Annotated in this window: 23 protein-coding genes; 11 read left to right on the forward strand and 12 right to left on the reverse strand. The window is 63.8% G+C overall.

The features are described 5' to 3' along the window. Window positions 1-3: 3 nt before the first annotated feature. The 3 genes from HV670_RS00730 (at window position 4) to HV670_RS00740 (ending at window position 3,568) form a co-directional block, all read left to right on the forward strand. The gene (locus HV670_RS00730; RefSeq protein WP_175102712.1) at window positions 4-1,548 is read left to right on the forward strand and encodes a sugar ABC transporter ATP-binding protein; all 1,545 of its coding nucleotides are present in this window, start codon (window positions 4-6) and stop codon (window positions 1,546-1,548) included. Between the two features lie 44 nt (window positions 1,549-1,592). Further along, complete coding sequence (locus HV670_RS00735; protein WP_175102713.1) at window positions 1,593-2,897, forward strand: ABC transporter permease; 1,305 nt, start codon at window positions 1,593-1,595, stop codon at window positions 2,895-2,897. Between the two features lie 233 nt (window positions 2,898-3,130). Beyond that, window positions 3,131-3,568, forward strand: coding sequence for a DUF3331 domain-containing protein (locus HV670_RS00740; protein ID WP_217478347.1), 438 nt, complete (start codon window positions 3,131-3,133; stop codon window positions 3,566-3,568). Between the two features lie 27 nt (window positions 3,569-3,595). Here the strand turns inward: HV670_RS00740 and HV670_RS00745 are convergent, their stop codons facing one another. Beyond that, complete coding sequence (locus tag HV670_RS00745; RefSeq protein WP_175102715.1) at window positions 3,596-4,807, reverse strand: arabinose transporter; 1,212 nt, start codon at window positions 4,805-4,807, stop codon at window positions 3,596-3,598. A 275-nt stretch (window positions 4,808-5,082) separates the two neighbouring features. On the opposite strand from HV670_RS00745, the gene HV670_RS00750 reads away from it, so the two are divergent. After that, the gene (locus HV670_RS00750) at window positions 5,083-5,811 is read left to right on the forward strand and encodes a 16S rRNA pseudouridine(516) synthase (protein WP_175102979.1); all 729 of its coding nucleotides are present in this window, start codon (window positions 5,083-5,085) and stop codon (window positions 5,809-5,811) included. Window positions 5,812-5,817: 6 nt separating this feature from the next. Here HV670_RS00750 and HV670_RS00755 read toward each other — a convergent pair whose 3' ends face one another. Next, window positions 5,818-6,738 carry an NAD-dependent epimerase/dehydratase family protein gene (locus HV670_RS00755; RefSeq protein WP_175102716.1) on the reverse strand — a complete coding sequence of 307 codons (921 nt, stop codon included), beginning with the start codon at window positions 6,736-6,738 and terminating at the stop codon, window positions 5,818-5,820. 82 nt (window positions 6,739-6,820) lie between these two features. On the opposite strand from HV670_RS00755, the gene HV670_RS00760 reads away from it, so the two are divergent. Next, the gene (locus HV670_RS00760; protein ID WP_175102717.1) at window positions 6,821-7,852 is read left to right on the forward strand and encodes a CDP-6-deoxy-delta-3,4-glucoseen reductase; all 1,032 of its coding nucleotides are present in this window, start codon (window positions 6,821-6,823) and stop codon (window positions 7,850-7,852) included. A 15-nt stretch (window positions 7,853-7,867) separates the two neighbouring features. Continuing rightward, window positions 7,868-9,055 (forward strand): acetylornithine transaminase, encoded by a 1,188-nt coding sequence (locus HV670_RS00765; protein WP_175102718.1) that lies wholly within the window; start codon window positions 7,868-7,870, stop codon window positions 9,053-9,055. Window positions 9,056-9,127: 72 nt separating this feature from the next. Here HV670_RS00765 and HV670_RS00770 read toward each other — a convergent pair whose 3' ends face one another. From HV670_RS00770 to HV670_RS00795, 6 genes are all read right to left on the reverse strand, one after another. After that, window positions 9,128-9,832, reverse strand: coding sequence for an ABC transporter ATP-binding protein (locus tag HV670_RS00770; RefSeq protein WP_175102980.1), 705 nt, complete (start codon window positions 9,830-9,832; stop codon window positions 9,128-9,130). 20 nt (window positions 9,833-9,852) lie between these two features. Then, the gene (locus tag HV670_RS00775; RefSeq protein ID WP_175102719.1) at window positions 9,853-10,626 is read right to left on the reverse strand and encodes an ABC transporter ATP-binding protein; all 774 of its coding nucleotides are present in this window, start codon (window positions 10,624-10,626) and stop codon (window positions 9,853-9,855) included. A 21-nt stretch (window positions 10,627-10,647) separates the two neighbouring features. Continuing rightward, window positions 10,648-11,811: an ABC transporter permease subunit gene (locus tag HV670_RS00780; RefSeq protein ID WP_175102720.1), complete on the reverse strand. Its 1,164-nt coding sequence runs from the start codon at window positions 11,809-11,811 to the stop codon at window positions 10,648-10,650. Window positions 11,812-11,836: 25 nt separating this feature from the next. Then, window positions 11,837-12,787: a branched-chain amino acid ABC transporter permease gene (locus tag HV670_RS00785; protein ID WP_175102721.1), complete on the reverse strand. Its 951-nt coding sequence runs from the start codon at window positions 12,785-12,787 to the stop codon at window positions 11,837-11,839. A 476-nt stretch (window positions 12,788-13,263) separates the two neighbouring features. Beyond that, window positions 13,264-14,205, reverse strand: a complete 942-nt coding sequence (ispH, locus tag HV670_RS00790) for a 4-hydroxy-3-methylbut-2-enyl diphosphate reductase (RefSeq protein ID WP_175102722.1) — start codon at window positions 14,203-14,205, stop codon at window positions 13,264-13,266. A gap of 16 nt (window positions 14,206-14,221) precedes the next feature. Then, window positions 14,222-14,677, reverse strand: a complete 456-nt coding sequence (locus tag HV670_RS00795) for an FKBP-type peptidyl-prolyl cis-trans isomerase (protein WP_175102723.1) — start codon at window positions 14,675-14,677, stop codon at window positions 14,222-14,224. Between the two features lie 102 nt (window positions 14,678-14,779). Between HV670_RS00795 and radC the strand changes: the two genes are divergently transcribed. The 4 genes from radC to nadB all read left to right on the forward strand — a co-directional run bounded on the left by radC (window position 14,780) and on the right by nadB (window position 17,967). Beyond that, window positions 14,780-15,565 carry a RadC family protein gene (gene radC, locus HV670_RS00800; RefSeq protein WP_175102724.1) on the forward strand — a complete coding sequence of 262 codons (786 nt, stop codon included), beginning with the start codon at window positions 14,780-14,782 and terminating at the stop codon, window positions 15,563-15,565. Window positions 15,566-15,834: 269 nt separating this feature from the next. Then, window positions 15,835-16,068 (forward strand): 50S ribosomal protein L28, encoded by a 234-nt coding sequence (gene rpmB, locus HV670_RS00805; RefSeq protein WP_175102725.1) that lies wholly within the window; start codon window positions 15,835-15,837, stop codon window positions 16,066-16,068. Between the two features lie 11 nt (window positions 16,069-16,079). Next, window positions 16,080-16,247 carry a 50S ribosomal protein L33 gene (gene rpmG / locus HV670_RS00810; protein WP_175102726.1) on the forward strand — a complete coding sequence of 56 codons (168 nt, stop codon included), beginning with the start codon at window positions 16,080-16,082 and terminating at the stop codon, window positions 16,245-16,247. A gap of 121 nt (window positions 16,248-16,368) precedes the next feature. Then, complete coding sequence (nadB, locus tag HV670_RS00815) at window positions 16,369-17,967, forward strand: L-aspartate oxidase (RefSeq protein ID WP_175102727.1); 1,599 nt, start codon at window positions 16,369-16,371, stop codon at window positions 17,965-17,967. Window positions 17,968-17,970: 3 nt separating this feature from the next. On the opposite strand, the gene nadC is transcribed toward nadB, so the two are convergent. From nadC to HV670_RS00830, 3 genes are all read right to left on the reverse strand, one after another. After that, a complete protein-coding gene (gene nadC / locus HV670_RS00820) occupies window positions 17,971-18,840 on the reverse strand; it encodes a carboxylating nicotinate-nucleotide diphosphorylase (RefSeq protein ID WP_175102728.1) in 870 nt (289 codons plus the stop codon). 32 nt (window positions 18,841-18,872) lie between these two features. Beyond that, window positions 18,873-20,012, reverse strand: coding sequence for a quinolinate synthase NadA (gene nadA / locus HV670_RS00825; RefSeq protein WP_175102729.1), 1,140 nt, complete (start codon window positions 20,010-20,012; stop codon window positions 18,873-18,875). Between the two features lie 210 nt (window positions 20,013-20,222). Beyond that, window positions 20,223-21,419: a DesA family fatty acid desaturase gene (locus HV670_RS00830; protein WP_175102730.1), complete on the reverse strand. Its 1,197-nt coding sequence runs from the start codon at window positions 21,417-21,419 to the stop codon at window positions 20,223-20,225. 463 nt (window positions 21,420-21,882) lie between these two features. Here HV670_RS00830 and HV670_RS00835 point away from each other — a divergent pair, with 463 nt between their 5' ends. Beyond that, a complete protein-coding gene (locus tag HV670_RS00835; protein ID WP_175102731.1) occupies window positions 21,883-23,619 on the forward strand; it encodes a ClcB-like voltage-gated chloride channel protein in 1,737 nt (578 codons plus the stop codon). On the opposite strand, the gene HV670_RS00840 is transcribed toward HV670_RS00835, so the two are convergent. Then, entirely contained in the window at window positions 23,620-25,065 is a 1,446-nt protein-coding gene (locus HV670_RS00840) for an RsmB/NOP family class I SAM-dependent RNA methyltransferase (protein WP_425511372.1), read from the reverse strand. Window positions 25,066-25,106: the final 41 nt, after the last annotated feature.

The raw sequence follows: 25,106 nt of genomic DNA on the forward strand, positions 1-25,106 counted from the left end.
GCGATGCAAGGCGTGGCACACCAGGTCGACGAGGCGGTCGGCAAGGTCCCGCTGATCGCCGCTTCGAAACTGTCGATCTCGTTCAGCGGCAGCCCTGCGCTGAGCGAAGTCGATTTCGACGTCGTGGCTGGCGAGATTCACGCCCTCGTCGGCGAAAACGGGGCGGGCAAATCGAGCCTCATGAAAATGCTCGGGGGTCTCTACCCCCCCGACTCCGGATCGATTTCGATTGCCGGCGAAATCGTGCATCTCCACGGCGCGGCCGACGCGATCGCGGCGGGTGTCGCCGTGATCCACCAGGAATTGAACCTGGTCGACAGCCTGAGCGTGGTCGACAACCTCTTCCTGGGCAAGGAGATCACGACGCGCTGGGGCTTTCCCGATCAGCGCGCAATGTATGTGAAGGCGCGCGGCGTGCTGCGCGAACTCGGCTTCAAGCCTGCGCCGGATGTGCTCGTCGGCACGCTCAGGGTCGGCGAGAAACAACTGATCGAAATCGCCAAGGCACTGCTCGCGAACGCGCGCGTGCTGATCATGGACGAGCCAACCTCGGCGCTCTCCGATACGGAGACGCAGACGCTGCTCGCGCTCGCGCGCTCGTTGCGCACGCAAGGCATGGGGCTGGTCCTGATCAGTCACCGCCTGTCGGAGATCTTCGCGGTGGCCGACCGTGTCACGGTGCTGCGCGACGGCCGCCATATTGCGACCTTGCCGATCGACCGTGTCGGCTCGCCGGAGGTGCTGGTCTCGATGATGATCGGCCGCGAGTTTGTCACCGAGCGGCGCACCGGGTCGACCGTGCTGAACCAAGCGGAAATCGCCGTCGACGTCGCGGGCCTGACCTTGCGCGGCGAACAGCGGCCGGTCGTCGAGGGCGTATCGTTCAGCGTACGCCGCGGTGAAGTGTTCGGCCTGTCGGGATTGCTCGGAGCAGGCAAGACCGAGATTCTCGAGGCCCTGTTCGGCGTCTCGCCATTTCAGCTCGAAGGACGGGCCCACGTCAACGGCCGCCCGCGCGGGTTCGCCTCGCCCGCCGAGGCCGTCGCGGCGGGCGTCGCACTCGTGACCGAAGACCGCAAGAAAGACGGCCTGCTGCTCGAGCAGTCCGTCGAGGCCAATCTGCTATTGCCGAGCCTGCGGCGCGCCGAGGGGTTTCCGTTCATCCGCCTGCGCCGCATGCAGGCACGCGCACGCGCGCAGGCGCAGGCGTCGAACGTCAAACACCATGACGGCGAACAGATCGTGAGTACCCTGTCGGGCGGCAACCAGCAGAAGTTGATCATCGCCAAATGGCTGCTCACGCATCCCGACGTGCTGCTTCTGGACGAGCCGACACGCGGCGTCGATATCGCAGCGAAGGCCGAGATCTACAAGCAGATACTCGATGCCGCGCGCGAAGGCTTGACGGTCGTGGTCGCAAGTTCCGAAATCGAGGAACTCATGTTGTTGTGCGACCGCATCCTTGTACTTTGCGAAGGCCGCATGACGGGGCTGGTCGCGCGTGACGCATTCAGCGTCGAGAAGCTCGTCGAACTCGCGGCGCCCTGAGCGGTTTCGGCGCGACGGCATCTGTCCTGAACCGGAGAATTCCCATGCTGCACGCAAGCAATTCCTCATACGACGAAGCGACCGACAGCCGCAAGCGGCGGATGCGCACATGGCTCACGAACCTCAAATACTACCTGGGCCTGCTCGCCCTGATCGTGGTCGGGGCACTCACCTCTCCGCATGCGGGCGACGGCAGCAATATCTTCCTGTCGAGTGCGAACTTCTCCGACGTGCTCCGGCAGGTCGCCAATGTCGGCGTGATGTCGATCGGCATGACGCTCGTCATCATCACGGCGGGTATCGACCTGTCGGTCGGCTCGATCATGGGATTCGGCAGCGTACTGACGGCGATCCTGTTGACGACGGCCGGAACCAGTCCAGCCGCTTATGCGACGCTCGGACTCGATGCGATCAGCGTGTTCGTGCTCGTTTTCGCGGGGCTCGGGCTCTGGGGGCGAGCACGTTCGGGCCATGGCGTGCCCACCTCAGGCATTGCCGGCGCCAGCCACCTCCGGCTCGTGACTTCGACGGGCCGCCCCTTGCGGGTCACGCTCGCGGTATTGGTCGCGGTGCTTGCGTGTGCCTATGCGGCGCACCAGTTGCCGACCAAGGTCTCGCTGCTGAACGTGCTCTGGATGGTGCCGCTCGCGGGTCTCGCGATCGGCGCGCTGAACGGTGTGATCATCACGCGTGGCCGCATGCAGCCGTTTATCGTCACGCTTGCCTCGATGGTCGGCGTGATGGGAGTCGCGCGGCTGATCGCAGGGCAGGACACCGCGGTCTACTCGATCTATAGCGGCACCAACGCGACGACCGACATCGAATCGCTGCGCGCGCTGCTATGGGGCGTGCTACCGGTGCCGGCGCTGTTTTTCCTCGTAATCGCACTGATCGCGGACTTCGTGCTCAACCGGACCGTGTTCGGCAAGTATCTCTATGCGATCGGCGGCAACGAGAAATGCGCGCGGGTCTCGGGGCTCAAGGTCGACCGCAACAAGATCGCCGCCTATGCGGTCTCGGGCATGTTGTCGGCGCTCGTCGGCGTGCTTTACGCCGCGCAGTATCGGCAGGGGAAAGCCGACGCGGGCATGGGCTGGGAACTCGACGCGATCGCAGCCGTCGTGATCGGCGGGACCAGTCTGATGGGCGGAGTCGGCCGTATCGCGGGAACGGTCGCCGGTGTGCTGATCTTTGGCTTTCTCGGCAATATCCTGCTGCTCAACAATATCGACAGCAATACACAACTCGTGCTCAAGGGCTTGATCATCGTCGTCGCGGTGTTCGTCCAGCAAACGCGAGTGCGTCCGCGCGCGATGCTTGAATGGCTAAGGCGCGGGCGCGCGCACTGAGGGCTCCCCGCCGCTGTACCCGTCCCCTGCCCCCGCGCAATTTCGAAAGCGTCGTGCGAACTGGAAAGACCTCGAAAGTCGCTGTCTTCATACTTGGAATGCTGCCTGCCCTTTGTCGGCATGCCGGTCACACTTTTGCAGCGGGAGGCGAAAATGATTGTGCCTCGGACAGGATCGGGCAGCACGGCTCTTCCGGCTCAGGGATGCTGAGCGCACTTCAAGGAGCGTCACCGATGAACGGCAAGGTATCCGCCAGCGACCCGTGGCCATGCATTTTGAAGCGCTTGTTGACAAGCACATCCGCGTCGGAATGCAGCGCGTCGCTGAACGCTTCACACCGTCTGACCGTGCGCGAGGCAGCCAACGACCGCCAGCGCCATTCGCGCGACGTGCACGACGGCACGCGCCGTTCGGCATGTGTGGTCAATGTGCTCGACCGTCTGAGTGAACGCACGGTCGCGGTCTCGTGGCGAGACTCGACTTCGTGTCACTACAACGATCAGATCTGGCGCGTCGGCATCGCACGCCAACCCGGCCGCTGCGCGGTGACAGGCGTACGGATCCAGCCCGGCGAAGCGATCTACCGGCCGATCCCGACCTTGCCCGCACCGGTGAACGCGCAGGCGATGATTCTGGCAAGCGCGATATCCCGGGTACAGGCCGAAGTTTGAATCTACGATCCGTCGTTTGAGAAGCGGCTACGCCACGAGTACTCTTCTCGCCTGTGCACGCGCGAGGATCGCCATCACGACGCCGAATACCGCCGCGATCGCGCCGACCAGAAACACCGCGGGATAGCCGTATCCGGCCGCAAGCACGCCGGTGATCGGCCCCGTTACGCCATACGCGACATCCTGGAACGCAACGAAGCCCCCCATCGCCGTACCCCGGCTATGGGGGGGTACCATTTTGAGCGCTTCGATGCCAAGACCGGGAAACACGAGCGAACAGCCGAGGCCGGTGACGAGTGCACCCGCCAGCGCTGTCGCCTCATTGGGCGCGAGCCAGAGCAGCGCCTGACCCACGCATTCGATCGCCATGGCGCCCATCGCGATCTTGAAGCCGCCGACCCGATCGGGCAGATGGCCGAACAACAGCCGCACGAGTGCAAACGCGCCGCCGAAGCAGGTCATGCCAAGCCCCACATGAACCCAGCCGCGCGATGCGAAATACAGCGAGGCAAACGCGCCGATCGTCGCAAAGCCGACGCCCTGCAACGCAAGACTCAGGCCGCTACGCCAGATCAGCTTGAGCACTCGAAACAGCGGTACGCGATCGCCGTGCAGCGCTTCCGCGGCCGGTGCGCCGAAGGCGACGAGCGCCGCCAAAAGCGGCGCCACCAACGCGGCAACGGCGACCAGCAGGAAGCCGCCCGCCTGATACAACGCCATGCCGATCGGGGCCCCTGCCGCGAGTGAACCGTACATGGCCATGCCGCTCCATGAAATGGCCTTCCCCGCGCGCTGCTGACCGACCGACGCGATGCCCCAGGTGATGATGCCGGTAACGAACTGGCTCTCACCCAGGCCGAGCACGAGGCGACCGGCGATCAGCACCGCGAGCTTCGGTCCATCCGAAAGGGGAAGCAAGGCGGCGAGCACATAGACGACGCCCGCGCACGCGCAGGTCATCGCCCCCTGCATCATCGAGCGCTTGCCGCCGCGGTGGTCGGCTAGCCGCCCGGCATAGCCGCGCGTGAGCACGGTCGCGAGGAACTGGATGCCCACTGAGACGCCCACTGCGACATCGCTGAAGCCGAGCGAATGTTTGACAAACAGAGGGATTACCGGCAGAGGCAAGCCGATACACAGAAAGCCAATGAACATCACGAGCGCCAGGCGCGCGAGAATGCGATCCTGCGCCGCGCCGCTTGTCGCGGGCGAGGTAGGAGAAACAGTAGGTTGGGCCATGCACGCTCCAAAGTCGGGGATTGCGGACGCAATCGGGACTCGCGGCAAGACAAGTGCGTGCTTTTCGATCGATGGCCGAACGCACCTGTCTCACCAGGCTCCGGTCGATTGGGCCGTGGCGAATCATAGATGCGTTGGTTAACGTAAACGCTTACGACCGCCCTACAGCCCGGAATACCTGCTTTCGAACGGTGATTTGCAGCAGGACTATAGCGGCGCGCGCGACGCCCTGTCAACGCATCCGAAGCGCCGCTCGCATGCTAAAGTCGCCGCCGATGATCTTCGAACGCCTTCTCCACTCCCAGGGTTTCGGCAGCCGCCGCCAATGCCGCGCGCTGATCGAAAGCGGCGCGGTCGCGGTCGGCGAAGCGGTGCTCGACGACCCCGACGCGGAACTCGATCCGCGCGGCCTCTCGTTCACCGTCGACAGCGTGCGCTGGGACTATCGCGAACATGCCTATCTGATGCTGCACAAGCCTGCCGGCTTCGAATGCTCGCGCGATCCCCAGCATCATGCGAGCGTGTTCGCACTACTGCCGCGCCCGCTCGTCGAGCGCAATGTCCAGTGCGTCGGGCGGCTCGACCAGGACACCACAGGCTTGCTGCTCTTGTCCGACGACGGCGCCTTTGTTCACCAGAACACCTCGCCCAAACGCAAGGTCCCCAAGCGCTACCGCGTGAGCACGGCACGGCCCATCGAGGATGCGCAACTCGACGCGCTTCGCGCGGGCGTGCTGCTGCGCGACGAATCGCAGCCACTGGCCGCCTGGGCCGCCGAACGGGAAAACGCGACGACGCTGCTGTTGACTATTCAGGAAGGCAAGTATCACCAGGTCAAGCGCATGGTGGCGGCCGCGGGCAATCACGTCGAGGCGCTGCATCGCGACGCGATCGGGAACCTGACGCTACCCGCCTCGCTCGGGCCCGGGCAGTGGCAGTGGCTCGACGAGGCCGACTTCGCTGCGCTTCGGACACCCATGAGCCACCCTGATCACCGCCCGTAATCTTCTTCATTCCTGCCGATCGAGGAAATCCACGACGCTCGGATAGCGCAGCCGATATCCGAGCTCGGTCTTCAGTCTGCGGTTATCGATCTGCCTCGATTCACGCATGAAGCTCAGCAAGTTCGGATCGAGCGTGCGTTCAGCCTCGTCCCGCGCAATGCGGACCGGCCGTGGCAAGCCCTTGCGATCGGCGACGAGATCGAAATAGTCGGCCATTTTCAGGCGCGTCTCGTCGGCCGCGAGGTACAGCCGTTGCGGGCGACCCGCGGCGAGTGCGCGGATCATGACGGCCGCCAGATCGTCGGCATGGATATGGCTCGTAAATACGTCGTCGCCGGCCGCGAGCGCGGGCGTACCCTTGCGCAGCCGTTCGACGGGTAGCCGGTCGCCCGCATAGATGCCCGGAATCCGCACGATCCGCACGTTCAGCGAGGCGCGGGCACCCGCCGCCCGCCACGCGCGCTCGGCGGCGACCCGGCGCACCGCGCGCGGATTGGCCGGACGCACCGGCCGTGTCTCGTCGACCAATGCGCCGCCGCAATCGCCATAGACCCCGGTGGTGCTCGCATAGACAACGGTCGGCCGCGCGCGCTCGGGTACAATGAGCCCCCGTCCGCGGGACCGCGTCAACGCCGCAATCAGCGCGCGCGAACGCGGGTCTTCGTCCCCGCCCGAAGGGGGCGGTGCGAGGTCCAGCACCGCGGGAGCGAGCGCGCCGATACGATGCAGGCTCGCGCGCGCATCGAGGTCGCCGCGAACCGGCACCGCGCCCGCGCGGCGCAGTTCATCGAGCCGGGCGGGATCGGTGTCGCGGGTCAATGCGAACACGCGATAGCGTGCGCGCAACAAAGCGATGCAGCGCAGGCCGACATTGCCGGCGCCGACGACGAGGATGCGCGGACGGCGCAGTTTTCGAGTTCGAATCATGGTCCGATATTGTAGCTGCGGCGTTTCGCGAAGCCGGTTTCGAATGACTTTCCACCTTTACGACGTATCCGACTGACGCGTTATGGCATTCAATGTGACGATCCGGCAGAGCGGCCGGCAATTCCAGGTCGAGGCCGACGAGCCCGTGCTGACCGCGGCGATCCGCCAGGGCATCGGCCTGCCGTACGGCTGCAAGAACGGCGCCTGCGGCTCATGCAAGGGCTCGGTGATATCGGGCGAAATCGAGCAGCGCACGCACTCGTCGTCCGCCCTCGCGAACGATGAAAAAACGCGCGGCATGGCGCTGTTCTGCTGCGCGACAGCGAAATCGGACCTCGAGATCGACGTCCGCGAAGTCTCGGGAGTGGGCGACATGGCGGTCAGGAAGCTGCCGTGCCGGGTCAACGCCCTCGAGCGCGTGGCCGACGACGTCGTGGTCCTGAAGCTCCAGTTGCCGGCGAGCGAACGTCTCCAGTACCTCGCGGGCCAGTACATCGAATTCCTGCTCAAGGACGGCAAGCGTCGCAGCTATTCGATGGCGAGCCCGCCGCATCACGAAGGACCGCTCGAGCTGCATATCCGCCATATGCCGGGCGGCGTGTTTACCGACCATGTGTTCGGTGCGATGAAGGAGCGCGACATCCTGCGCTTTGAAGGGCCGCTCGGCACCTTTTTCCTGCGCGAGGATTCGGACAAGCCGATCGTGCTGCTCGCCTCGGGCACCGGCTTCGCGCCGATCAAGGCGATCATCGAACATGCGATCCACACGGGCATCACGCGGCCGATGACGCTCTACTGGGGCGCACGCAGCAAGAAAGATATTTACTTGGCCTCGTTGGCAGAAAAATGGGTCGCCGATCTGCCAAACTTCCGCTTCGTTCCGGTTCTGTCCGAACCGACTGAAGCGGATGCCTGGTCCGGCCGAACCGGCTTTGTTCATCGCGCCGTCATCGAGGACCTGCCAGACTTGTCGAACCATCAGGTGTACGCGTGCGGCGCGCCCGTCATGGTCGAGTCGGCGCACCGGGATTTCAGCGCGCATCACGGCCTGCCGGCCGAGGAATTTTTTGCGGATTCGTTCACCAGCGCGGCGGATCTGGTCAACGCAGTTTGAAGGAGTGTGCCGAACATGAAGTTCAACGACTACCCGATCGATTCGCTGATGTACATCACGAACCGTCCCGATATCGTTTTCACGCAGGGGGAAGGGTCGTGGCTCTTCGACAATACCGGCAAACGCTATCTGGATTTCATCCAGGGCTGGGCGGTCAACTGTCTTGGCCACTGCAACCCGGGCATGATCGCCGCGCTCGAGCAACAGGCGCGCAAGCTGATCAATCCGAGCCCGGCGTTCTATAACGAGCCGATGGCGCGGCTCGCCAACCTGCTGACCGCGAACAGCTGCTTCCAGAAGGTGTTCTTCGCGAACAGCGGCGCCGAAGCCAATGAAGGCGCGATCAAACTCGCGCGCAAATGGGGCCGCAAGAACAAGGGCGGCGCCTACGAGATCATCACCTTCGATCACAGCTTCCACGGCCGTACGCTCGCGACGATGTCGGCAAGCGGCAAGCCGGGCTGGGACACGATCTACGCGCCGCAGGTGCCGGGTTTTCCGAAGGCCGATCTCAACGACATCGCGTCGGTCGAGGCGTTGATCAACGCGAATACCGTCGCGGTCATGCTCGAACCGATCCAGGGCGAAGGGGGGGTGATCCCCGCGACGCGCGAGTTCATGAAGGCACTGCGCGAACTGACCCGCAAGCACAACCTGCTGCTGATCGTCGATGAAGTGCAGACCGGCTGCGGCCGCGCCGGCACCCTGTTCGCCTACGAACTCTCGGGTGTCGAGCCCGATATCATGACGCTCGGCAAGGGCATCGGCGGCGGCGTGCCGCTCGCCGCCCTGCTTGCGCGTGAAAACATCGCGGTATTCGAAGCGGGCGATCAGGGCGGCACGTACAACGGCAATCCCTTGATGACGGCAGTCGGCCTTTCGGTGATCGAGCAGCTGACCGCGCCCGGCTTTCTCGAAGGCGTGCGCGAACGCGGCGACTATCTGAAGACGGGGTTGCTACAAATTTCGGCCGACTATGGGATGAAGGGCGAACGCGGTGAAGGGCTGCTGCGCGCTCTGCTACTCGACAAGGACAACGGCAACGAGATCGTCGAGCGGGCCCGTGAACTCCAGCCCGACGGCGTGCTGCTCAATGCGGCGCGTCCGAACCTGCTGCGCTTCATGCCGGCGCTCAACGTCTCGCACGGCGAGATCGACCACGCGTTGACTGCGCTACGCACGATCCTGGACGAGCTTGCCTGACCCGTACGGCCGGGGCTGACTGCGCACTCCCTTCTCTTCTTCACCTGCGCTGCCCCGGCCTACTCCCCAAACTCACTCGCCCAAATACGCTGCGCGCACCTTCGGGTCGTCGAGCATCTGCTTCGCGTCACCCGACATCGTCACGAGGCCCGAGTCCATCACATAGCCGCGTGTCGCAGCCTGCAGCGCGAGCCGCGCGTTCTGCTCGACCAGCAGCACCGTGAGGCCCTCTTTCGAAATCTCACGGACCACTTCGAAGATCTTCTCGACCATGATCGGCGAGAGCCCCATCGACGGCTCGTCGAGCAACAACAGCTTGGGCCGGCTGATGATCGCACGCGCCATCGCGAGCATCTGCTGCTCACCGCCCGACAAGGTGCCGGCGAGTTGCGACGCACGTTCCTTGAGCCGCGGGAAGAAGCCGAACATCCGCTCGACGTCCTTCTGAATGCCGTCCGTATCGTTACGCAGATAGGCACCCATCTGCATATTCTCGAGGATCGTCATGCGCGCGAAAATGCCGCGACCTTCCGGCACCATTGCAAGACCCCGCTTGAGCAGCTCGTGCGGCGGCACACCCTTGATCGATACGCCTCGATAGAGGATATCGCCGGCGCTGATCGCCTTCAGACCGGTGATCGCCTTCATCGTGGTCGTCTTGCCCGCGCCGTTCGCGCCGATCAGCGTGACCAGTTCGCCCTCGCGAACCTCGAGGTCCACACCCTTGACCGCTTGAATGCCGCCGTATGCGACCTTCAGTCCGGAGATTGTCAGCATTGCTGAACCGTTCGTCGTCATCAGTGGCCTCCAGCGCCAAGGTAGGCTTCAATCACCTTCTTGTCTTTCTGCACGTCCTGCGGCAGACCTTCGGCGATCACCTTGCCGTAGTCGAGCACCGTCATCCGGTTGCACAAGCCCATCACCAGTTTCACATCGTGCTCGATGAGCAGGATCGTCTTGCCATCCGAGCGGATCTTGTCGAGCAGATGCGTGAGCTCGACCTTCTCCGTCGCGTTCATGCCCGCGGCCGGTTCGTCGAGCGCGAGCAGCTTCGGATCGGTCGCCAGCGCACGTGCGATCTCGAGCCGTCGCTGATGGCCGTACGACAGATTGCGCGCCGTGTAGTCGGCGTACTTCGTGACACCCACATATTCGAGCAGGTCGAGCGAGCGTTCCTTGATCTCGCGCTCCTCGCGACGCTCGGCCGGCGTGCGTAGTACCGCGCCGATCAGGCCGTGCTTCGTGCGCACATAGCGCCCGACCATCACGTTCTCGAGCGCGGTCATGCCGCCGAACAGGCGAATGTTCTGGAACGTGCGCGCGATGCCCGTCTTGGCCACCTCATGCACGGCCGTCGGCTTGTAGGCTGCGCCGTCGAGGATGAACTCGCCCGAGTCGGGTTCGTAGAGCCCCGTAATCACGTTGAAAAAGGTGGTCTTGCCCGCACCATTGGGGCCGATCAGGCCGTAGATCTGTCCTTCCTCGATCTCCAGCCCCACGTCGCTCAGGGCCTGCAGGCCGCCGAACCGCTTGTTGACGCCTTTGACGGACAGTCGGATGTTCTTGCTCATGTTTTCTCGTTCCCCGTACGTTCAGGCGCGAACCGTCTTGTTGCGGCGACTGGCCTTCAAGGTCTTGTCCTCGTGACTGGGCGTCGGCCACAGGCCCGCGGGGCGATACAGCATGATGACGACCATGGCGAGGCCGTAGAGCAACTGGCGGATCACTTCGGTGTCGAGGATCTGGTGCCCGAACAGCATGTTCTGCAGCGGACCCATCGTCGAGCGCAGGAATTCAGGAAACACCGACAGCATGACCGCACCGAGGATCACACCGGGGATATGGCCCATGCCGCCGAGCACCACGCACGCGAGCACCACGACCGATTCCCAGAACGTGAACGACTCAGGCGACACGAAGCCCTGGAACGCGCCGAACATCGCACCCGACAGGCCGCCGAACGACGCGCCCATCGCGAACGCGAGCAGCTTGACGTTGCGGGTGTTGATGCCCATCGCCTTCGCGGCGATTTCGTCTTCGCGAATCGCGGCCCAGGCGCGGCCGATCCGCGAGTGCTGCAGGCGCACCGTGACGAAGATCACGAACAGCGCGCAGAGCACGAACAGGTAGTAATACATGTAGACCGAAGGCAGCGACATACCGAAGATGCTGTGGGTCTGCGCGAAGTTGTAACCACCGATCGTGACTGGATCGACGCCCGTGATCCCCTTCGGGCCATTGGTGATGTTCACCGGCCGGTCGAGGTTGTTCATGAACAGGCGCACGATTTCCCCAAAACCGAGCGTGACGATCGCGAGATAGTCGCCGCGCAGCCGCAGCGTCGGCGCGCCGAGGAGGACCCCGAACAGCGCGGCGACCGCCATGGCGAGCGGCGCGATCAGCCAGATCGTCAAGTGCAGTCCGTTGGGGAACATCGCGGCGATCCACGCGAACTGATTGGTCAGGTGCGGTGAGGACAGCAAGGCCGCGATATAGGCGCCGACCGCGTAGAACGCGATATAGCCGAGATCGAGCAGCCCGGCGAAACCGACCACGACGTTGAGCCCGAGCGCGAGCATCACATAAAGCATCGCGAAGTCGAGCACGCGGACCCAGTAGTTGCCGCCGGCCGCGCCGATGACCATCGGCGCGAGGATCACACCCGCAGCGAGCAGGATCATGCCCGCATACTGCTTCGGGGTCTTTTTCTGTTCGATGATCGACGTGGACGGCTCGATCGGTTGAATGGAAGTCATATCGATATCCCCGCTATGTTGGGCGTTAGGCGCGATCGGCCACACGTTCGCCGAGCAGCCCGGACGGGCGGAACACCAGCACGGTGATCAGCACGATGAAGGCGAACACATCCTGGTAGTTCGAGCCGAACACCCCGCCCGTGAAGTCTCCGATGTAGCCCGCACCCAGCTGTTCGATGATGCCGAGCAGCACGCCGCCGACCATCGCGCCGCCGAGATTGCCGATCCCCCCGAGCACGGCTGCGGTAAAGGCCTTCAGGCCGGGGATAAAGCCCATGTAGAAGTGGGCGTTGCCGTATTCGGACGCGATCATCACGCCGGCAAGCGCGGCGAGCGCCGAGCCAATCATGAATGTCGCCGAGATCACGAAGTTCGGGTTCACGCCCATGAGACCCGCGACCGCACGGTTCTCGGCAGTCGCGCGCATTGCGCGGCCCAGCCGGGTCTTGTGCACGAGCAACAGGAGGCCGCCCATCGTCAGGAATGCGACGACGATGATGATCAGTTCAGTGACCGAGATCACCGCACCGGGGTGGTGGCCCCTCGGCACGATCACTTCGAGCGGCGCGGTTGGCAGCAACTGCGGGAAACTCAGCGGGCTGCGGCCCCAGATCATCATCGCGACGGTCTGCAGCAGAATCGATATGCCGATCGCGGTGATCAGCGGTGCGAGGCGCGGCGCATTGCGCAAGGGCCGGTAGGCAACCCGCTCGATCGTATAGCCGACCAGGGAACAGATGATCGCGGCGACGATCAGGGCGATGACCAGCGTGGGCACCATGCCGAGGCCGGGGAAATGCGCCTGCAATACATTGATGGCCGAGAGGGCGACCATCGCACCGATCATGAGGATATCGCCGTGGGCGAAGTTGATGATCCCCAAGATCCCGTAAACCATCGTATAGCCGAGCGCGATGATCGCGTACACGCTTCCGAGGACCAGCCCATTGATGAGCTGCTGGATAAAAATATCCATTTGATACTCCTTTGCCCGTGCATCCGGTTTGTCTGGAGAACCGGGCGGATGCACCCGGACTTCGACAGTGTGCGACGGAACTGCTGGTAGAAAAAAATAACCGGTAGGGTCGCCAACACCGACTGAGGATGTATCGCGCGTTGAGCGGACCTGTGCTTGCGGCAACGCAGACGACCGACCGAAAACGCGCGAATTCTACAGCCACAAATGCCGGTGCCGATATTCGGCGTGCTGGGGTTTTCCAGCATTGCCGCAACGAACGAAAGAGTCAGGTGCTACCCGCATTGCAACCGGGTTGCACTTCACATCGAAACATTTCGACGCAAGGTTGCGCCAGAGTCGGGCGTGGCGTCAATGCGGGGCTGCCCGTAGGGATCCGGGGACGCTCGCGCGGAAACGATCCGGAGGGCAACCGCAAAAAAATAAACGCCGGGCAAGCACTGCTTGCCCGGCGTTGTTTTTTGATCGCCGCTGGCTCAGACCGCCGTCGCACCCAGGCCGCGCGGCAGAGGGAAAGTCACGCTCTCCTGCACGCCGTCGAGTGGCCGCACCGACGAGGCACCGAGTTCACGGAGCCGGCCGATCACCGCCTGCGCGAGCGCCTCGGGCGCGGACGCGCCCGCGGTGATACCGACACGCCGCTTGCCGACGATCCATTCCGGCTCGATTTGCGCGGGATCGTCAACCATGTAGGAAGGAATCCCATACCGCTCGGCCACTTCACGCAGGCGATTCGAGTTCGAGCTGTTGGGGCTGCCGACGACGATGACCAGATCGCATTTCGGCGCCATGAACTTGACGGCGTCCTGGCGGTTCTGGGTTGCATAGCAGATGTCCTGCTTCTTCGGCTCCCGGATCGACGGGAAACGTGTGCGCAGCGCGGCGAGCACCTGCGCGGCGTCGTCGACCGACAGGGTCGTCTGGGTCACGACGGCCAGCTTGTCCGGGCTCTGGACCGCGAGTCGCATGACATCGCCGACATCCTCGACCAGATGCATGCCCGCGCCGATCTGGCCCATGGTGCCCTCGACCTCGGGATGCCCCTTGTGGCCGACCATGACGATCTCGAACCCGGCGGCGCGCATCTTGGCGACTTCGATATGGACTTTTGTCACCAGCGGACAGGTCGCGTCGAACACCCGTAGCCCGCGGACCTCGGCTTCGCCACGGATCGCCTGGGAGACCCCATGCGCGGAGAAAATCACGGTCCCGCCTTCGGGCACCTCGTCGAGCTGTTCGACGAAGATCGCGCCTTTCTGCCGCAAGTCATTGACAACATAGGCGTTGTGCACGATTTCGTGGCGCACGTAGATCGGCGCGCCATACAAATTCAACGCGCGTTCGACGATCTCGATAGCACGATCGACCCCGGCACAAAAGCCGCGGGGTTGCGCGAGAAGAATCTCAAAATCCGACATGCCAACCTCTCGGAGTTCAGAGAATGCCGATGACTTTCGCCTCGAACGTCAAACTCTGCCCCGCAAGCGGGTGATTGAAATCAAACAGTGCATAGGTATCGCCCATTTCCTTGAGCACGCCCGCGTAGCGCCCGCCGCTCGGCGCATTGAACTCGACGACGTCACCCGGCACATAGGTGTCGCCGAGCGCGGACTGCTTACGCAGCGTTTCGAGCGATACCTTTTGAATGAGTTCCGGATTGCGCTCGCCGAAGCCCTCCGTCGGCGTTAGCCGAACGGTCGAATGGTCACCTGTGGCCATCCCGATCAGAATCTGTTCGAGCGACGGCGCAATCTGGCCTGCGCCGATCAGCAGCGTTGCCGGCCTGTCGGTGAATGTATTGGCGATGTCCGCGCCATCCGCGAGCGAGAGGCGGTAGTGCAGCGTGACATGGGAGCCGGGTTGGATGCGGGCTGTGTCGATGACTGTCATGCGATGCTCAAAGAGACGGTGCGCACCAGCGGCGCGCCAAACCCCTATTGTAAGCGAGCGGCCGCCAGACCGTTCGGAGTTCGGATCAGAAGGTGAGAAACGATGAATCAGTCAAGTTCCGTGCAAATCACCTACCCGCGCGCGCACGGCTGGCCGGCCGGCATGCCGCTCGCACAAGCCGGCGACGCGCAGCGCCCCGCAAAACGCCGGACTACCTTCGCGGGCCTGCGCGCCGCGCGGGCCGACATGCCACGCGAGCGGCTCGCGAGCCTCGGCGCCGAAGGGCTCACCGATAGCCAGTTGCTCGCGATCTTCCTCGGTACGGGGGTCGCGGGCAAGAGCGCGACCGCGCTCGGCCAGACGCTGCTCGAGCGCTTCGGCTCGCTGCGCGGCGTGCTGACGGCCGCACCGGCTGCGCTGCGCCAGATCCGCGGCATCGGGCCGGCGAAAATGTCCCTGCTGCAGGCGATCGGCGCCGCTTCGCAGCGCGCGCTCGCCGAGGAAATGCGCTCGAGCCCGATACTCACGCCAGCGTCCGTGACCAACTACCTGCGACTCTGGATCGGCGGCCGCACCCACGAGGTGTTCGTCTGCCTGTACCTCGACGTGCAGAACCGGCTGCTGCACCGGGAGGAGTGTTCGCGCGGCACGCTCACGCGCACCGCGGTCTATCCGCGCGAGCTGGCCCGCAACGCGCTCGACTGGAACGCAGCGGCAGTGATCGTCGGGCACAACCACCCTTCGGGCAACCCCGAGCCCAGCCGCGCCGACCGCGATCTCACGGTCGAACTGGCCAAAACGCTGCTGACGATCGAAGTGCGCCTCCTTGACCACATCGTCGTCGGCCAGTCATCGGTGGTATCGTTCGCCGAACGGGGCTATCTATGATGCCCCGGCGATGCACGCCGCGCGCGCGTTGCCGGAGGCCGCGGGCTGGGCAGCCCGTGTAGCCCGGGGCTGCCCGGCAACGCGCCCCGACAAGCGCCGGCCGGCGCAAGCAGTCAAGAAAAAAGCAAAATCGGTTTGATTTCCTTGCTATTTTCCCGCTATACTCCCGGTCTGCCTGTTACCAACCCATTCATGGCGTTCGCCCGGTTGTACGTTGTTTGACGCGGGGCGTACGCGTAATACCTAAGAATTCAAGCTAGGAGTGCTTCATGGCACGCGTATGTCAAGTGACCGGGAAAGCGCCGATGGTCGGCAACAATATTTCCCACGCCAACAACAAGACCAAGCGCCGTTTTCTGCCTAATCTGCAAAACCGCCGCTTCTGGGTGGAAAGCGAAAACCGCTGGGTGCGTCTGCGTCTTTCGAACGCCGGCCTGCGCCTGATCGACAAGAACGGTATCGACGCTGTGCTCGCGGATCTGCGCGCACGCGGCGAAGTCTAAGGAGTATCAGCATGGCCAAGGGCATTCGCGACAAGATCAAGCTGGAATCGACCGCAGGCACGGGTCACTTCTACACGACGACGAAGAACAAGCGCACCACGCCGGAAAAGATGTCGATCAGCAAGTTTGATCCCGTCGCGCGCAAGCACGTCGAGTACAAGGAAACGAAGATCAAGTAAGACTCTCGGCCTCATGGTCGGGCGAAATCAAGAACCCCGCCAATGCGGGGTTTTTTGTTATCTGCGTGACGTGGCCGGCTCGGTCTGCGGGCCGGCATTTGTGACTCTGGTCTGGTAAGCGATGAACTTCGACGTAGCGATCGTGGGAAGCGGTTTGGCCGGCATGTCGGTCGCCTTGAATCTGGCGGAAACACGCAAAGTCGTGATTCTCGCCAAACGCTCGTTGACCGAAGGGGCGAGCGACTGGGCGCAGGGCGGCATCGCTGCCGTGCTCGATTCCACCGACAGTATCGCGAACCACGTGCGCGATACGCTGATCGCAGGTGGCGGCCTCTGCGACGAAACCGCGACGCGCTTTATCGTCGAGAACGGCCGCAGCGCAATCGAATGGCTGATCGGCGAAGGGGTGCCCTTCACACGCGACGACGCGGCGGAACTCGGCTTCCACCTGACGCGCGAAGGCGGCCACAGCCATCGCCGGATCATCCACGCGGCCGATGCGACGGGCCACGCAGTCGTGACCACGCTCAACGAACGCGTGCGGGCGCATCCGAACATCACGCTGCTCGAAGATCACTATGCGATCGACCTGATCACCTCCGACCGGCTCGGCCTCAAGGGCCGCCGCTGCCACGGCCTCTACGCGCTCGACCTCAAGCGCGGCCGCACGGTGACGATCGATGCGCCTCATACGGTGCTCGCGACCGGCGGTGCGGGCAAGGTCTATCTCTACACGACCAATCCCGATACCGCGACCGGCGACGGCATCGCGATGGCATGGCGGGCGGGTTGCCGGATCTCGAACATGGAGTTCATCCAGTTCCATCCGACCTGCCTCTATCACCCTTACGCCAAATCGTTTCTGATCAGCGAAGCCGTACGCGGCGAAGGCGGCCTGCTCAAGCTGCCCGACGGCACACGCTTCATGCCTCAACATGATGAGCGCGCCGAACTTGCGCCGCGCGACATCGTCGCGCGGGCGATCGACTTCGAGATCAAGAAGCGCGGGATCGATTGCGTCTATCTCGACATCAGCCATCAGTCGCCGGAATTTCTCAAGGAACACTTCCCGACGATCCTTGCACGTTGCCTCGAGTTCGGCATCGACATCACGAAGGAGCCCATTCCGGTCGTGCCGGCCGCGCACTATACGTGTGGTGGCGTCGTCACGGATCTCGACGGACGTACAGACCTCGCCGGGCTGTATGCGGTCGGAGAGACGGCCTGCACAGGCCTGCATGGCGCGAACCGCCTCGCCAGCAATTCATTGCTCGAATGTCTCGTGATCGGACGCTCAGCCGCGCAGTCGATCCTGGCCGACACCGAAGCGATGCCGATCGCACCGCATCTGCCCGAGTGGGACGAAAGCCGCGTGTCGGATCCGGACGAGGAAGTCGTGGTTGCGCACAACTGGGACGAGCTGCGCCGGCTCATGTGGAACTACGTCGGTATCGTACGCACCGACAAGCGGCTTGCGCGTGCACGCCACCGCCTCTCATTACTGCGCGACGAGATCCACGAGTACTACGCGCATACGAGGATTGGCCGCGACCTGCTCGAGCTGCGCAATCTCGTGGACGTCGCCTCGCTGATCGTCGAGAGCGCGCGCGGCCGGCGCGAAAGCCGCGGCCTGCACTTCAGCAGCGACTGGCCGGCGGCGCTGCCCAAGGCCCTGCCGTCGGTGCTCGCGCCGCGCCGGATGCGCAACAAGCCGCTTTGATGCTCAGTCGATAATCCGCATCGAGAAGTCGGCGGCCTTGATGTCTTTGGTCAAGGCGCCGATCGAAATGCGGTCGACGCCGGTCGCGGCAATTTCCTTGACCGTCCCGAAGTTGACGCCGCCCGAGACTTCGAGCTCCGCGCGGCCAGCGGTAACCGTCACGGCCTCGCGCATCATCTCGAAGGTGAAGTTGTCGAGCAGGATCGACTTCGCGCCATGCGCGATCGCCTCGTGGAGTTGCGCGATAGTCTCGACCTCGACCTGTACCGGCACGCCCCCGTCGAGTGCAAGCGCCGCGTCGACAGCCGCACCGATGCCCCCCGCCGCGGCGACGTGGTTTTCCTTGATCAGGATGCCATCGTACAGTGCAAGCCGCTGGTTCTCGCCGCCGCCCGCCCGCACGGCGTATTTCTGCGCGAGGCGCAGGCCGGGCAAGGTCTTGCGCGTATCGAGAATGCGTGCCCGCGCACCCGCGATCGCGTCGACATAACGCCGCGTCGCAGTGGCGACACCCGAGAGCATCTGCAGGAAGTTCAGCGCCGTGCGTTCGGCCGTCAGCAGTGAACGCGCCGGGCCTGTGATCTCGCACACCACATCGTTCGGCGCCATGCGCTCGCCATCATGCTTGTGCCATTCGATGCGGATGGCCGGATCGACCGAACGCATGACCTCGTTGAACCAGGGCGCTCCGCAAAGCACCGCCTCTTCACGCACGATCACGCGTGCACGTCGTGCAGGGCCTTCCGGTACGAGACGGCCGGTCTGGTCGCCACTGCCGACGTCTTCGGCCAATGCGTCTGCGACATTGCGCGCGAGCGCGTCATCAAGCGCCGCGCCGTATTGAGCGCGGACTTCTTCCCAGCGGTTACCCATGCTTGTTCCTGTTGTAATCGATGAAGTAGCGCTCAGGCCGGACCGACGTTGGAGAACAACGCGCCATCGCGTGCGAGATCGCCGCTTGCCTTGACAGCCTTGTTCCGGTTCGCCGCGAAATCGAGCATCCGGTCGATCGGCACGCGTGCGCGCTGCCCGATTTGCGGATCGACATGAATTTCGTTGCTGCCCGTTTCGAGCGTTTCGGCGAGGTTTGAAAGGGCGTTCATCGCCATCCACGGGCAATGCGCGCAGCTCTTGCAGCTCGCGCTGTTACCCGCGGTCGGCGCATCGATGAAAATCTTGCCCGGCGCAGCCGCGCGCATCTTGTGCAGGATCCCGAGATCGGTCGCGACGATGAACTCCTTCGCATCGAGCTCGCGTGCCGCACGGATCAGTTGGGTCGTCGAACCGACGACGTCGGCCAAGGCCACCACGGCTGCCGGCGATTCCGGGTGAACGAGGACCTTCGCATCGGGATGCTCGGCACGCAGCAGTTCGAGTTCGATCCCTTTGAACTCGTCGTGCACGAGGCAGGAGCCCTGCCAGAGCAGCATGTCCGCACCGGTCTCGCGCTGGATGTAGGAGCCCAGGTGGCGGTCCGGTGCCCAGATCAGCTTCTCGCCGCGCGCATGCAGTTCGCGCGCGATATCGAGGCCGATCGACGATGTCACCATCCAGTCGGCCCGCGCTTTGACCGCCGCGCTCGTGTTGGCGTAGACGACCACCGTCCGGTCCGGATGGGCGTCGCAAAACGCCGCGAATTCATCGGCGGGACAGCCGAGATCGAGCGAGCAGGTCGCATCGAGATCGGGCATCAGCACACGCTTCTCGGGGTTCAGGATCTTGGCCGTCTCGCCCATGAATCGCACGCCCGCGACCACGAGGGTCTGCGCGGGATGATCGCGACCGAAGCGCGCCATCTCGAGCGAGTCGGCGACGCAGCCGCCGGTTTCCTCGGCGAGGTCCTGCAGATCGCCGTCTACATAATAGTGGGCGACGAGCACGGCCTTCTCACGCACGAGCAGATCGCGAATCCGGGCCTTCAGCGCCACGCGTTCGCCGGCCGTCGGCGTGGCAGGCACCTTGGCCCATGCATGGCCGACCCCACACGTCGTACCCTGCACTTCCGGTCGATCGAACTCGATCGTCTTCAATGACTGTTCCTGCATGACTGTCCCCTTACTCCCCGGGAATTGACGCACACCAATACGCAAGGCAACGTGCTACACGATGCCCGAAAAAACAAAAAACCCCGCGTCGGCGGGGTTTTCTTGTGGACGGCCAATGTTTCGTTTTGCTCTCACCGCCCGCTTTGGCCCGCTGGCGATGGGTGATTCGACGACGTATCCGCAGTGTAGCGGAATCGAGGCAAATCCGGGTCAGGCGTAACGACGCAGCCGCAGGGAGAAATCGCGCAAGGCGACGATACCGCTCTGCTCGGCCCGATGGCACCACGACTGCAATTGCTGCAGCAATTGTTCGCGCGAGATATTCGAACGCTCCCAGATTGCGGCGAGTTCGCAACGCAGTTCGTAGTACGTCTTCAATGCGCTGCTCTGCTCGAGAATACCCGGCAGTAGCTGTTTCTGCGGTTCGGGCAGCACGGATGCGTCCTTGTGGAACCAGACGCGCGCCCCCTTGAGCATCAGGTATTTCTCGCGGGCACCGAATTCCTTCAGGTGCGCGAGTTCCTGGCGATAGGCACGCTTGACGGTCTTCGCATAGCTCGCCATCACTTCATAGCGGTTCGCGAGCACGACCTGCAGCGTGTCCAGATCGACGAGTGCCTTGCCTGCGCCGAGCTTGGGTGCCGGCGCGATCTTCTTGACCTTGGCAAGCTTCACGGCCGAGAGCATGCGGATATACATCCAGCCGATATCGAACTCGTACCACTTGTTCGACAGCTTCGCCGACGTCGCGAATGTGTGGTGATTGTTGTGAAGTTCTTCGCCGCCGATCAGGATGCCGAACGGGATCAGGTTCGTGCTCGCATCGGCGGAGTCGAAATTGCGGTAACCCCAGAAGTGACCGAAACCGTTGACGACACCGGCCGCCCAGAACGGGATCCAGGCCATCTGCACGGCCCAGACACTCAGGCCGACGATGCCGAACAACGCGACGTCGATCACCATCATCAGGCTCACGCCGAGAATCGGGTAGCGCGTATAGATGTTGCGTTCGATCCAGTCGTCGGGCGTGCCGTGGCTGTAGCGGCGCAGTGTGTCTTCGTTCTTGGCCTCGAGCCGATAGAGCTCGGCGCCCTCGAGGAACACCTTGCGAATACCGCGCGTCTGCGGGCTGTGGGGATCGTCCTCGGTCTCGCACTTGGCATGGTGTTTGCGGTGAATCGCGGCCCACTGGCCGGTCAGCATGCCGGTCGTGGTCCAGAGCCAGAAGCGGAAGAAGTGTGACGCGATCGGATGCAGTTCCAGGGCGCGGTGCGCCTGGCAACGATGCAAATAGATAGTCACGCCGGCGATCGTCACATGCGTGAGCGCAAGCGTAGCCAAAATGATCTGCCACCACGTGAAGTGCAGCAAACCATTCGAAAGGAAATCGGTAACGGCGTGGACCAAAATGTAGCCTCAGTCGGGGAGCAGCTCAGGTCGGTCATCCTTGCCTGACAAGAGACAGGGAACGGACCGGGCGCAATACGCGTGGCGACGGCTGCCCAAAGTCGCAATTTGATTTTACAGGATTGCTACACGATTGTTACTAGAAAAAACCGATAAAAATTAGGCATTTCCGTGCGAGGGATTGCCGCGGAAGTTTACGAATATTAAGAGCCCGATCCAGCCGCAAATCCTACCGATTATCCGCACGAGGATCTTGAAATCCCCTTGAATAGGGCTTGAGCCCCGCGTGAAAAGCGGGTTTGCAAGTCGATCCGCGCATACGCACCGTCGGCCAAATAGGGGACGATTCATTTGCGCAATCGGTCGATTCACGTAAAGTACGGCATCAACAGTCGTCCGGGGCGCGCTGAAAGCGGATTGGCGGTACACGGCCCGACCGGACGCTTACACGACGCGCCACGCGATGTTCAATATCCTTCTCAAGCTCCGGATTCGCCTCCAGACGCTTTTCCGCTTTTCAGAAGCGCATTCGATGCTGCTCTGGGCGTGCCTGGCAGGCTTTGTGGGTGCGCTTGCGACCATCGTGTTCCGCGAGGGCATCGATCTCGTGCAATGGCTGCTCGTCGGCGACACGGGAAGCCTCGTGAGTATCGCCGGACACCTGCCCTGGGAAGGCCGCCTTGCGCTGCCCACAGCGGGGGGTTTCGTAGCCGGGCTATTCCTGCTGCTCGCGCGGCGCTTTTCCGAAGGCGAAGCGGAATCCGACTATATGGGGGCGATCACGATCGGCGAGGGCCGCATCCCCGTCAAGCAAAGCCTCGCGCGCAGCCTGTCGTCGTTGTGCACGATCGCATCGGGCGGCTCGATCGGCCGCGAGGGCTCGATGGTCCATCTGGCGGCGCTCAGCGCATCAGTGATCGGCCAGTTCCGGCGCGTCGATCCGCCGCGGTTACGCTTGCTCGTCGCATGCGGTGCGGCCGCGGGGATCACCTCGGCCTACAACGCGCCGATCGCAGGTGCGTTCTTCGTGACCGAAATCGTCCTCGGTTCGATCGCCATGGAGAGCTTCGGGCCCATCGTGGTCGCATCGGTGGTCGCCAACATCACCATGCGCAGCCTGCCCGGCTACCACCCCGCCTACGAGATGCCCGCCTTTCCGGCGATCTTCGGTGCGGAATCGCTGCTCTTCGTGCTGCTCGGCATTCTCGCCGGCGTGCTGGCCCCGGCATTCCTGCGCCTGCTCGATACCTCCAAGACTCTGTTTCGCAAGACCGGCTGGCCGCTGCCGGTCCGGCTCGGCGTCGGCGGGTTCGGGGTCGGCCTGCTGTCGATCCACTCCCCGGAGGTCTGGGGCAACGGCTATAGCGTGGTCAATTCGATCCTGCATTCGCCGTGGACCTGGACCGCGCTCGCGAGCGTACTGGTCTTCAAGGTCATCGCAACCGCACTGACCGCAGGCTCGGGCGCAATAGGCGGCGTCTTCACGCCGACACTGTTCGTCGGCGCGACGATCGGCGCGATCTTCGGCCTTGGCGTGCAGGTATTGTGGCCGCATGGCACCTCGGCACCTTTCGCGTACGCGATGGTCGGGATGGGGGCTTTTCTCGCGGCGGCAACCAGCGCGCCGCTCATGGCGATCCTGATGATCTTCGAGATGACGCTGAGCTACCAGGTCGTGCTGCCGCTGATGCTGGCGTGTGTGGTCGCTTACTTTATCGCCCGTTCGCAGGGCGAGACATCGATGTATCAGGTGATCATCACACGCAACCGGAACCTGCAGGAGCGCGTGCGGCTGCGCGCGACGCAGATGCGCGAGCTGATCCGGCCGGCCGATACGGTGCTCGAGGATACCGCGCGCTTTTCGGAAATCACGCGCGTATTTCTCGAGTATCCAGTCAAATACATCTATGTCGTCGACGCGAAAGGCTGCTTTCGCGGCGTGGTCGCCCTGCAGGACGTGACCTCGGTGCTGCTGTGCAAGCGGGACACCGACGCGCTTAGCGCAGGTGAGCTGCTACGCTCCAAGTTCGATTACCTGACGCCGGACATGTCGCTCGGTCAGGCATTCCAGCGCTTCATGATGCTCCAGGGCGAACGGCTGCCCGTGATCGAGAGCGACGCCAATCCGGTGCTACTCGGCGTGGTCTACAAAACGTCGCTGCTCGATGCATACGGGCGAATCGACAGCGCCCAGACCTAGTCAGCGCTCCGATTCCGCGCCGGGCCTGTCGTCGTCGATCCCGATTTCATCGTCGCCTTCCGCGTCGACTTCGACGTCCACCTTGGCCCCGGTCGACCCGGTCGATTCCGAAAGCTCGTCGATTTCGACGTCTTCAATGTCCGCATCGCCGGCTTGCGCAGCTTGCTCATTCAGAGCGGCCTTGCCTGTCAACCGCGCCTTGCGCTGCAGGACCGCCGCGAAGAATCCGTCGGTCGCATGGATATGCGGCCAAAGCGACAGGTACTCGCCTGTATCGAGATCGATCTTCTGTTCCGCGAGTACCTCCGAAGCGGGCACCAGCGTGAAATCGGGATGCGCTTCGAGGAAGGCCTTGACGATATCCTCGTTCTCGACCTCGAGGATTGAGCAGGTCGCGTACACGAGACGGCCGCCCGGCTTGACGAGCCGCGCGGCGTTCGCGAGGATCGAGGCCTGCTTGGGCGCGAGTTCGACGAGCGTGTTCGGCGTCTGGCGCCACTTGAGGTCGGGGTTGCGGCGCAGGGTACCGAGCCCGCTGCACGGTGCGTCGACGAGCACGCGGTCGATCTTGCCCGCGAGGCGCTTGATCTTCGGATCGTGTTCGCTGTCGATCAGCACCGTATGGACATTCGACAGACCGCTCTTGGCCATGCGCGGCTTGAGCTTGGCCAGGCGGCGTTCGGCCACGTCGAACGCATAGAGCCGGCCGGTCGAACGCATCATCGCGCCGAGTGCCAGCGTCTTGCCACCCGCGCCCGCGCAGAAATCGACCACCATTTCGCCGCGCTTCGCGCCGACCAGATGGCATAGCAACTGACTCCCTTCGTCCTGCACCTCGAACCAGCCCTCCTCGAAGGACTTGAGCCGGTTGACCGGCGGCTTGCCCGCCACCCGCACGCCATTCGGTGCGAATGGGGTTTCGCCGGCCTCGATGCCGGTCGATTCGAGTGCGTCGAGCACCTGGTCGCGGCTCGCCTTGATCGTGTTGACGCGCAGGTCGAGCGGTGCCGGGTGGTTCAACGCGGCGGCCAGCCGCGCAAGCTCCGCCGGGGCGAAGCGCGCGGCGAGCGGCTGCTCGATCCACTCGGGCAAATTGGTCCGCACGCGCAATGGCAGGCTCGCGGGATCGATTTTCGAAATCCGCTCGAGCCATTGTGCTTCGTCCGTCGAGACGAGCGGGGTCAACGCACCGCGCCCCACCGTCTGCATCAGGCCGAGCAGGATCAGGCGGCGCGCGGGCGTACCCCAGCCGCTTTCGGCCAGATGCAGGAATTCCGTGCGCCGGCGCAGCACCGCGAAGACGGCTTCGGCGACGATACCGCGCTCGGAATGGCCGAGCTTCGGATGTTCGCGGAAGAAGCGGCTCGTCGTCGCATCGGCGGCACCCGCGAAATTGAGGATCTCGGCGAGCAGCGTCTCGGCCTGGCCGACCAGGAACCCATGCACGCGCGCACCGCTTTCCGTATGGCCGACGGCGGCGTTCTGCT

The organism is Pararobbsia alpina (genome assembly GCF_902859895.1).
GTDB classification, from domain to species: domain Bacteria; phylum Pseudomonadota; class Gammaproteobacteria; order Burkholderiales; family Burkholderiaceae; genus Pararobbsia; species Pararobbsia alpina.

Bases quoted from the DNA above. Each gene is read 5' to 3' on its own strand.
- HV670_RS00835 (WP_175102731.1), top strand. From the start codon at position 21,883: ATGTTCAATATCCTTCTCAAGCTCCGGATTCGCCTCCAGACGCTTTTC.
- HV670_RS00750 (WP_175102979.1), top strand. From the start codon at position 5,083: ATGATCTTCGAACGCCTTCTCCACTCCCAGGGTTTCGGCAGCCGCCGC.
- HV670_RS00795 (WP_175102723.1), bottom strand. From the start codon at position 14,677: ATGACAGTCATCGACACAGCCCGCATCCAACCCGGCTCCCATGTCACG.
- radC (WP_175102724.1), top strand. From the start codon at position 14,780: ATGAATCAGTCAAGTTCCGTGCAAATCACCTACCCGCGCGCGCACGGC.
- HV670_RS00745 (WP_175102715.1), bottom strand. From the start codon at position 4,807: ATGGCCCAACCTACTGTTTCTCCTACCTCGCCCGCGACAAGCGGCGCG.
- HV670_RS00765 (WP_175102718.1), top strand. From the start codon at position 7,868: ATGAAGTTCAACGACTACCCGATCGATTCGCTGATGTACATCACGAAC.
- ispH (WP_175102722.1), bottom strand. From the start codon at position 14,205: ATGTCGGATTTTGAGATTCTTCTCGCGCAACCCCGCGGCTTTTGTGCC.
- nadC (WP_175102728.1), bottom strand. From the start codon at position 18,840: ATGGGTAACCGCTGGGAAGAAGTCCGCGCTCAATACGGCGCGGCGCTT.
- HV670_RS00730 (WP_175102712.1), top strand. From the start codon at position 4: ATGCAAGGCGTGGCACACCAGGTCGACGAGGCGGTCGGCAAGGTCCCG.
- nadB (WP_175102727.1), top strand. From the start codon at position 16,369: ATGAACTTCGACGTAGCGATCGTGGGAAGCGGTTTGGCCGGCATGTCG.
- HV670_RS00740 (WP_217478347.1), top strand. From the start codon at position 3,131: ATGAACGGCAAGGTATCCGCCAGCGACCCGTGGCCATGCATTTTGAAG.
- rpmG (WP_175102726.1), top strand. From the start codon at position 16,080: ATGGCCAAGGGCATTCGCGACAAGATCAAGCTGGAATCGACCGCAGGC.
- HV670_RS00760 (WP_175102717.1), top strand. From the start codon at position 6,821: ATGGCATTCAATGTGACGATCCGGCAGAGCGGCCGGCAATTCCAGGTC.
- rpmB (WP_175102725.1), top strand. From the start codon at position 15,835: ATGGCACGCGTATGTCAAGTGACCGGGAAAGCGCCGATGGTCGGCAAC.
- nadA (WP_175102729.1), bottom strand. From the start codon at position 20,012: ATGCAGGAACAGTCATTGAAGACGATCGAGTTCGATCGACCGGAAGTG.
- HV670_RS00785 (WP_175102721.1), bottom strand. From the start codon at position 12,787: ATGGATATTTTTATCCAGCAGCTCATCAATGGGCTGGTCCTCGGAAGC.
- HV670_RS00755 (WP_175102716.1), bottom strand. From the start codon at position 6,738: ATGATTCGAACTCGAAAACTGCGCCGTCCGCGCATCCTCGTCGTCGGC.
- HV670_RS00770 (WP_175102980.1), bottom strand. From the start codon at position 9,832: ATGCTGACAATCTCCGGACTGAAGGTCGCATACGGCGGCATTCAAGCG.
- HV670_RS00775 (WP_175102719.1), bottom strand. From the start codon at position 10,626: ATGAGCAAGAACATCCGACTGTCCGTCAAAGGCGTCAACAAGCGGTTC.
- HV670_RS00735 (WP_175102713.1), top strand. From the start codon at position 1,593: ATGCTGCACGCAAGCAATTCCTCATACGACGAAGCGACCGACAGCCGC.
- HV670_RS00780 (WP_175102720.1), bottom strand. From the start codon at position 11,811: ATGACTTCCATTCAACCGATCGAGCCGTCCACGTCGATCATCGAACAG.